We start from the raw sequence: 5,174 nt of genomic DNA, 5'->3' as shown, positions 1-5,174 counted from the left end.
TATCGCCACTTCGCCGACAAGGACGCGATCCTCCGCGAAGTCACGGGCGAGGGCTCCCGCCTGCTCGGGAGCCACCTCTTCCGCGCGCTGGAGGCGCCCACGGCCATGGAGCGCCTGCGGGCCACGGCCGATGCGTACCTGGAGTTCGCCATCGCGCAGCCCCAGGCCTACCGCGCCCTGTTCGAACCCGGGGCGGATGGCGCGGAAGAGTCTCCCCTGCACCGCCAGCGTGCAGCCGTGCGGCGCTTCCTGCGCGATCGCGTGCGGGAGGGGATGGATGCGGGCGTGCTGGCGGAGGGCGATCCGGACGGAATGGCGCTGAGCTTCTGGGCAATGCTCCACGGCCTCGCATCCTTCCATTTCGCTGGAATCACGCGGGCAGAGGGCCTGAGTCAACGCGCGTTAACCAACCTGATCGAGGGCATCGCGGTGTCCGACGCCCTATCTACAGCGCGGTAACGTGCGTTAACCAACGTATCGCGGAGCGGGCATCGCGTCGCGCGCGTCGCGGATCAATGGTTAAGCAGAAGTTACGGAGCGCGATTCGCCTCGGCTTTTCGCCGGAATCGGGCGAAAACCTCGGGTTTCAACCGCGAATCTCCCACATCACCCTATCTTCCCGCCCTATCACTGTCCTCGACCCACCGTTTGAGTAGAGAACGCGCGCCATGGGCCTACAAGCCGCATTCCCTCCCGAGGACGATGCGGAACCCTCGCGTGCCTGGGATCGTGCGTCCTGCGCGATTCTGGAAGGTCGTCTTTTTCCACATCAAGCGCGCGGATCGATCGGTGAGCGGCGCGAGGTCGGCATTCGTGTCGCTGCCGTGCCCCGCGTTGAGATGCTCCCCAGGCGAGATCCTTCGGCCCGCGTGGCCGCATGTGTGGGTGGATGCGGTGCGCCTGGGCCTCTGGACGACAGACTCCGTGGGGACGGTCACCCTGCCCCGCGGCCGAAACGAGTCGAGGCCCGCTCTCCGGATGGGGAGCGGGCCTCGTGAACTCTACCGAGCCGACGGGACTCAGTTCGTGCGGTAGCGCCGGCTTACCTCGTCCAGGCGCTTGCGCTCCTCATCCGTGAGCGAGCCCAGGCCCTTGGACGAGATCTTGTCCAGAATGCGGTCCACGTCGTCCAGCAGCTCGCGCTCGGCGGCGGCGACGGCCTTCTTGTTGGCCGGCCTCACCTGCGTGGCCGTGGCCGCCTGGGTGCGCGCGGGCTCGGGCTTCTTACCCGACCAGGGCACCAGCGCCATGGCGCCGCGCTTCGGCTGGTTCTTGCGCGCGAACGCCGGCACCTCACCCCACGCCGGCGGCGCCCACGGGCTCTTCAGGTACAGGAACGCCGTGAGCATGCCGCCCAAGTGCGCCAGCGTGGCCACGCCGCCGCTGGATCCGCTGGCCGCGATCAGCAGCTCCACGAAGGCCATGATGCCCACGAGCCACTTGGCCTTGATGGGAAAGATGCCCCAGACGTGGATCTCCATCTCCGGCCAAATCATCGCGAACGCCAGCATCAGGCCGAACGTGGCTCCCGAGGCGCCGATGATCCAGTTGGCCGGGTCCCAGAAGTAGAACAGCGCCGAGAACAGCGCCGCGCCGGCCGCCGAAACCAGGTAGAACTTGATGAACGCCCGGCTTCCCCAGCGCTCCTCCAGCGGCGGGCCGAAGAAGAACAGCACCAGCAGGTTGCCGAGGATGTGGCCGATCCCCAGGTGCACGAAGGCATACGTGAGCAGCGTCCACGGCCGGGTGATGAACCGCGTGGGCCCGAACGCCACGAGGTCCAGCACCTGGCGGCCATAGCCGAGCACGTCGGCCAGGATGAACGCCACTACGAAGACCGCCGCGTTGGCGATCAGCAGGCGCTTGACCCAGGGGGTTGCGGCTCCGCCGCCGAAGCCGCCGCCCGCGTACGAATCCCGGTAAGCCATTTCCGTTGCAGAAGTGGAACGGGAGAAGAGACGCGCCCGAGGAGGTCGGGCGCTTTCCCCTCTCTACCCCCGTGGCGCGTCTCCGGTCCGCTGTCGTTTTCCGTCAGCCGAGGGCCGACTGCGCGATGCGCTCGCAGAGTTCGGGGTAGGTGATTCCCACGGCCGCGGCCGCCTTGGGAAACAGGCTGGTGCCCGTCATTCCGGGGAGGGTGTTGGCCTCAAGGCACCACAGCTGTTCCTGCGCCAGGATGAAGTCGATGCGTGCGTATCCCCGCAGCTTCAGCACCTTGAAGGCGCGCAGCGCGTACGCCTGCATCTGCGCCACCACCTCTTCGTCCAGGGGCGCCGGGCACAGGTACTCCGTCATCCCCGGCGTGTACTTGCTCTCGTAGTCGTAGATGCCCTTCTTGGGGCGGATTTCCACGGGCGGAAGCGCCTGGTCGCCCAGGATGCCGACGGTGAGCTCGCGGCCCTTCGCGTAGCGCTCGATCATCACCTCGGTGTCGTACTGCGAGGCATCCTTCACCGCCGCGTCCAGCTCCTCCCGGTCCTTGACCACGTGCAGGCCCACGCTGGAGCCTTCGCGCGAGGGCTTCACCACGCAGGGGATGCCCACCAGGTCCTCGATGGTGTCGGGGTCGTACACGTATCCCGGGGCGCGCGCCACGCGCCAGGGCAGCGTCGGCACCTGGGCGTCGCGCAGCAGGCGCTTGGTGACGTCCTTGTCCATGGCGATGCCGGAGCCCAGCGGCCCGGAACCCGTGTACTTGATGCCGAGCAGCTGCAGGTACGCCTGGACGGTGCCGTCCTCGCCCTCGCCGCCGTGCAGCGCCAGGAAGGCGATCTCGGCCGCGCGCAGCTGCTCCACCTGCCCCAGCTGCAGCAGCGGCAGCGCGTTCTCCATCTCCGCGGGCGGGGCCGACTTCACGCCGCCGGGAAGCAGGTCGCCCTCCTGCTCGGGCGGAATGAAGCCGCGCGCGGTGTCGACGGTGTAGACCTCGTGCCCGCGCTCACGCAGCGCTTTTACGATTCCGGATCCCGACGCCAGCGACACTTCGCGTTCGGCACTCGTTCCCCCCATCAGCACGGCGATCTTCATCCAGCCCTCTCGGTCGGTCTTGTTGTAGAAGTGGTTCGTTCGGCACCGCCGCTACGCACGAACCGTACGAGCGCGCCCCACCCGCGATTGCCCCCGAGGCCCCGGCCGTGGTGGGGCGCGATCACGGGTTCCCCCAGCACGAGAGGTGCACGTGCGGAGTGCACTCAGGCGAGGTCGCGCACGAGTACACCGGGCGCACGACGATCGGCCAGTCCGCGAAGGCGGACTTCGTGTGGTTGTTGCCGCGAATTCATTCGCCCGGGCAGGCTGGGGCTCACCTGGCAGCGGAGGTTCCGCCGACTCGAGATTCCGTGACCGCTGCCGCGCCCTGGCGGGTACGTGCGCCAGGCTAGATCCTTCGGCGCGCGTAGGACGAGGTGCGGGCTGGTGCCGCGCGCCTGCGCCTCAGGATGACAAGTCGCGGTGTGTCAACAGGTTGAGAGGCGGGGAGCAGGACCTACGCGGCGCCGGGTGACGGCGCGGCGGGGGCGGGCCGCACCGCCTCCACCACCTTTCGTGCCAGCGCCGGCCCGAACCCCGGGATCGCGGCGATGTCCCCCTCCGCCGCCGCGACCACGCCTCGGTACGAGCCGAACCGCTCCAGCAGCTGCTTCTGACGCGAGGGGCCCACGCCCGGGATCGTGGAAAGCTCCGAGCGCACCGTGCGCTTCGTGCGCAGCTTGCGGTTGTAGGTCACGGCGAAGCGGTGCGCCTCGTCGCGGATCCGCTGCACCAGCCGCAGCGCCGGGCTGCGCCGCGGCAGGCGGATGCTCTCCGACCGCCCGGGAAGGAACAGCTCCTCCTCCTTCTTGGCCAGCCCCACGATGGGCTGCTGCGGCAGGTCGATCTCCTCCAGCGCCTTGCGCGCGGCGCCCAGCTGCCCCTTGCCGCCGTCGATCACCGCCAGCTCAGGCAGCGGCTTGCCCTCTTCCACGCGGCGCCGGAACCAGCGGGTGACCGCCTCGTGCATGGACGCGAAGTCGTCGTTCCCCCACTCGCCGCGGATCTTGAGCTTGCGGTACTCGCCCTTGGCGGGCTCGCCGTTCTCGAAGAACACCGCCGATGCCACCGTTTCCGACCCCTGCGTGTGCGAAATGTCGAAGCACACCATGGTCCGGGGCACCATCGGCAGCTCCAGCACCTCCTGCAGTTCGTAGAGGGCGTCGGGTGCGCGCTCGCCCGCGGCGTTGCCCATCAGCTTGCGCTCCTCGAACAGGTGCCGCGCGTTCTGGTCCGCAAGCGCCACCAGCTGCACCTTCTCGCCCCGCTGGGGCCACTTCAGCCGCACCGCCTTCCCCGCCGCCTCGCGCAGAAGCTCCTCCAGCACGCCGCGGTCGTCGAAATCCATGGGGAAGATGATCTCGCCGGGCACGCTTTCGGCGTCGCGCGTCACCCGGTCGGCGTACAGGCGCGTGGCGAAGGCCGAGAGCGCCGCCTCGTCGGTGTCGTCGCTCAGGTTGGTGAGGAACTGCGCCTCGCGGCCCAGCAGCTTGCCCTCGCGGATCTGCAGGACCACGCCGCACGCCTCCGATCCGTCGCGCGCGAAGCCCACCACGTCGCGGTCGCTGCCGGTGACGTCCACCACCTGCTGCTTGCGCTCCAGCGCCTGCAGCTGGCCGATGGCGTCGCGCAGCTCGGCCGCCCGCTCGAAGTTCATCTCCAGCGCGCACGTCTGCATCTCTGCCTGCAGCCGGCGGGCGACCAGGCGCGTGTGCCCGCTGAGCACCTGCACGATCTCCTCGACCATCGACCCGTACTCGTCGGGCGTCTGCAGCGCCACGCACGGCGCCTTGCAGCGGCCGATGTGGTAGTCCAGGCAGGGGCGCGCGGGCACGTCGCTGGGCAGGTTGTAGCGGCAGGAGCGCACGGTGTACAGCTTCTTCACCAGCTCCAGCGACTGCCGCATCCGCCGCACGTCGGTGTACGGGCCAAAGTAGCGCCCGCCGTCCCGGCGCAGCGTGCGGGTGACGAAGACGCGCGGAAACGCCTCGTCCGTCACCTTGATGTACGGGTAGGTCTTGTCGTCCTTGAGGTTGATGTTGAAGCGCGGCCGGTTCTCCTTGATCAGGTTGTTCTCGAGGATCAGCGCCTCGGCCTCGGTGCGCACCACGATGGTGTCCACGTCGTCCACGCGGCGCACCATCTCG

4 protein-coding genes are annotated in these 5,174 nt (G+C 69.0%); 1 reads left to right on the top strand and 3 read right to left on the bottom strand.

The genetic code is table 11. The features are described 5' to 3' along the window. Positions 1-459: TetR-like C-terminal domain-containing protein (locus VIB55_RS09990; protein WP_331876508.1), on the top strand; the 459-nt coding region annotated here is incomplete at its 5' end. 560 nt (positions 460-1,019) lie between these two features. Here VIB55_RS09990 and VIB55_RS09985 read toward each other — a convergent pair. From VIB55_RS09985 to uvrC, 3 genes are all read right to left on the bottom strand, one after another. Next, complete coding sequence (locus VIB55_RS09985; protein WP_331876507.1) at positions 1,020-1,928, bottom strand: rhomboid family intramembrane serine protease; 909 nt, start codon at positions 1,926-1,928, stop codon at positions 1,020-1,022. A gap of 103 nt (positions 1,929-2,031) precedes the next feature. Beyond that, positions 2,032-3,027 (bottom strand): D-alanine--D-alanine ligase, encoded by a 996-nt coding sequence (locus VIB55_RS09980; protein ID WP_331876506.1) that lies wholly within the window; start codon positions 3,025-3,027, stop codon positions 2,032-2,034. A gap of 457 nt (positions 3,028-3,484) precedes the next feature. Continuing rightward, positions 3,485-5,174: excinuclease ABC subunit UvrC (gene uvrC / locus VIB55_RS09975; RefSeq protein WP_331876505.1), on the bottom strand; the 1,690-nt coding region annotated here is incomplete at its 5' end.

The sequence above is a fragment of the Longimicrobium sp. genome, from assembly GCF_036554565.1.
Lineage (GTDB): Bacteria > Gemmatimonadota > Gemmatimonadetes > Longimicrobiales > Longimicrobiaceae > Longimicrobium.
The sequence above is the reverse complement of the archived record's forward strand: the minus strand, read 5'-3'. Positions and strand labels throughout refer to the sequence as shown.

Coding starts and splice junctions, on each gene's coding strand:
- VIB55_RS09980 (WP_331876506.1), bottom strand. CDS start 3,027: ATGAAGATCGCCGTGCTGATGGGGGGAACGAGTGCCGAACGCGAAGTG.
- VIB55_RS09985 (WP_331876507.1), bottom strand. CDS start 1,928: ATGGCTTACCGGGATTCGTACGCGGGCGGCGGCTTCGGCGGCGGAGCC.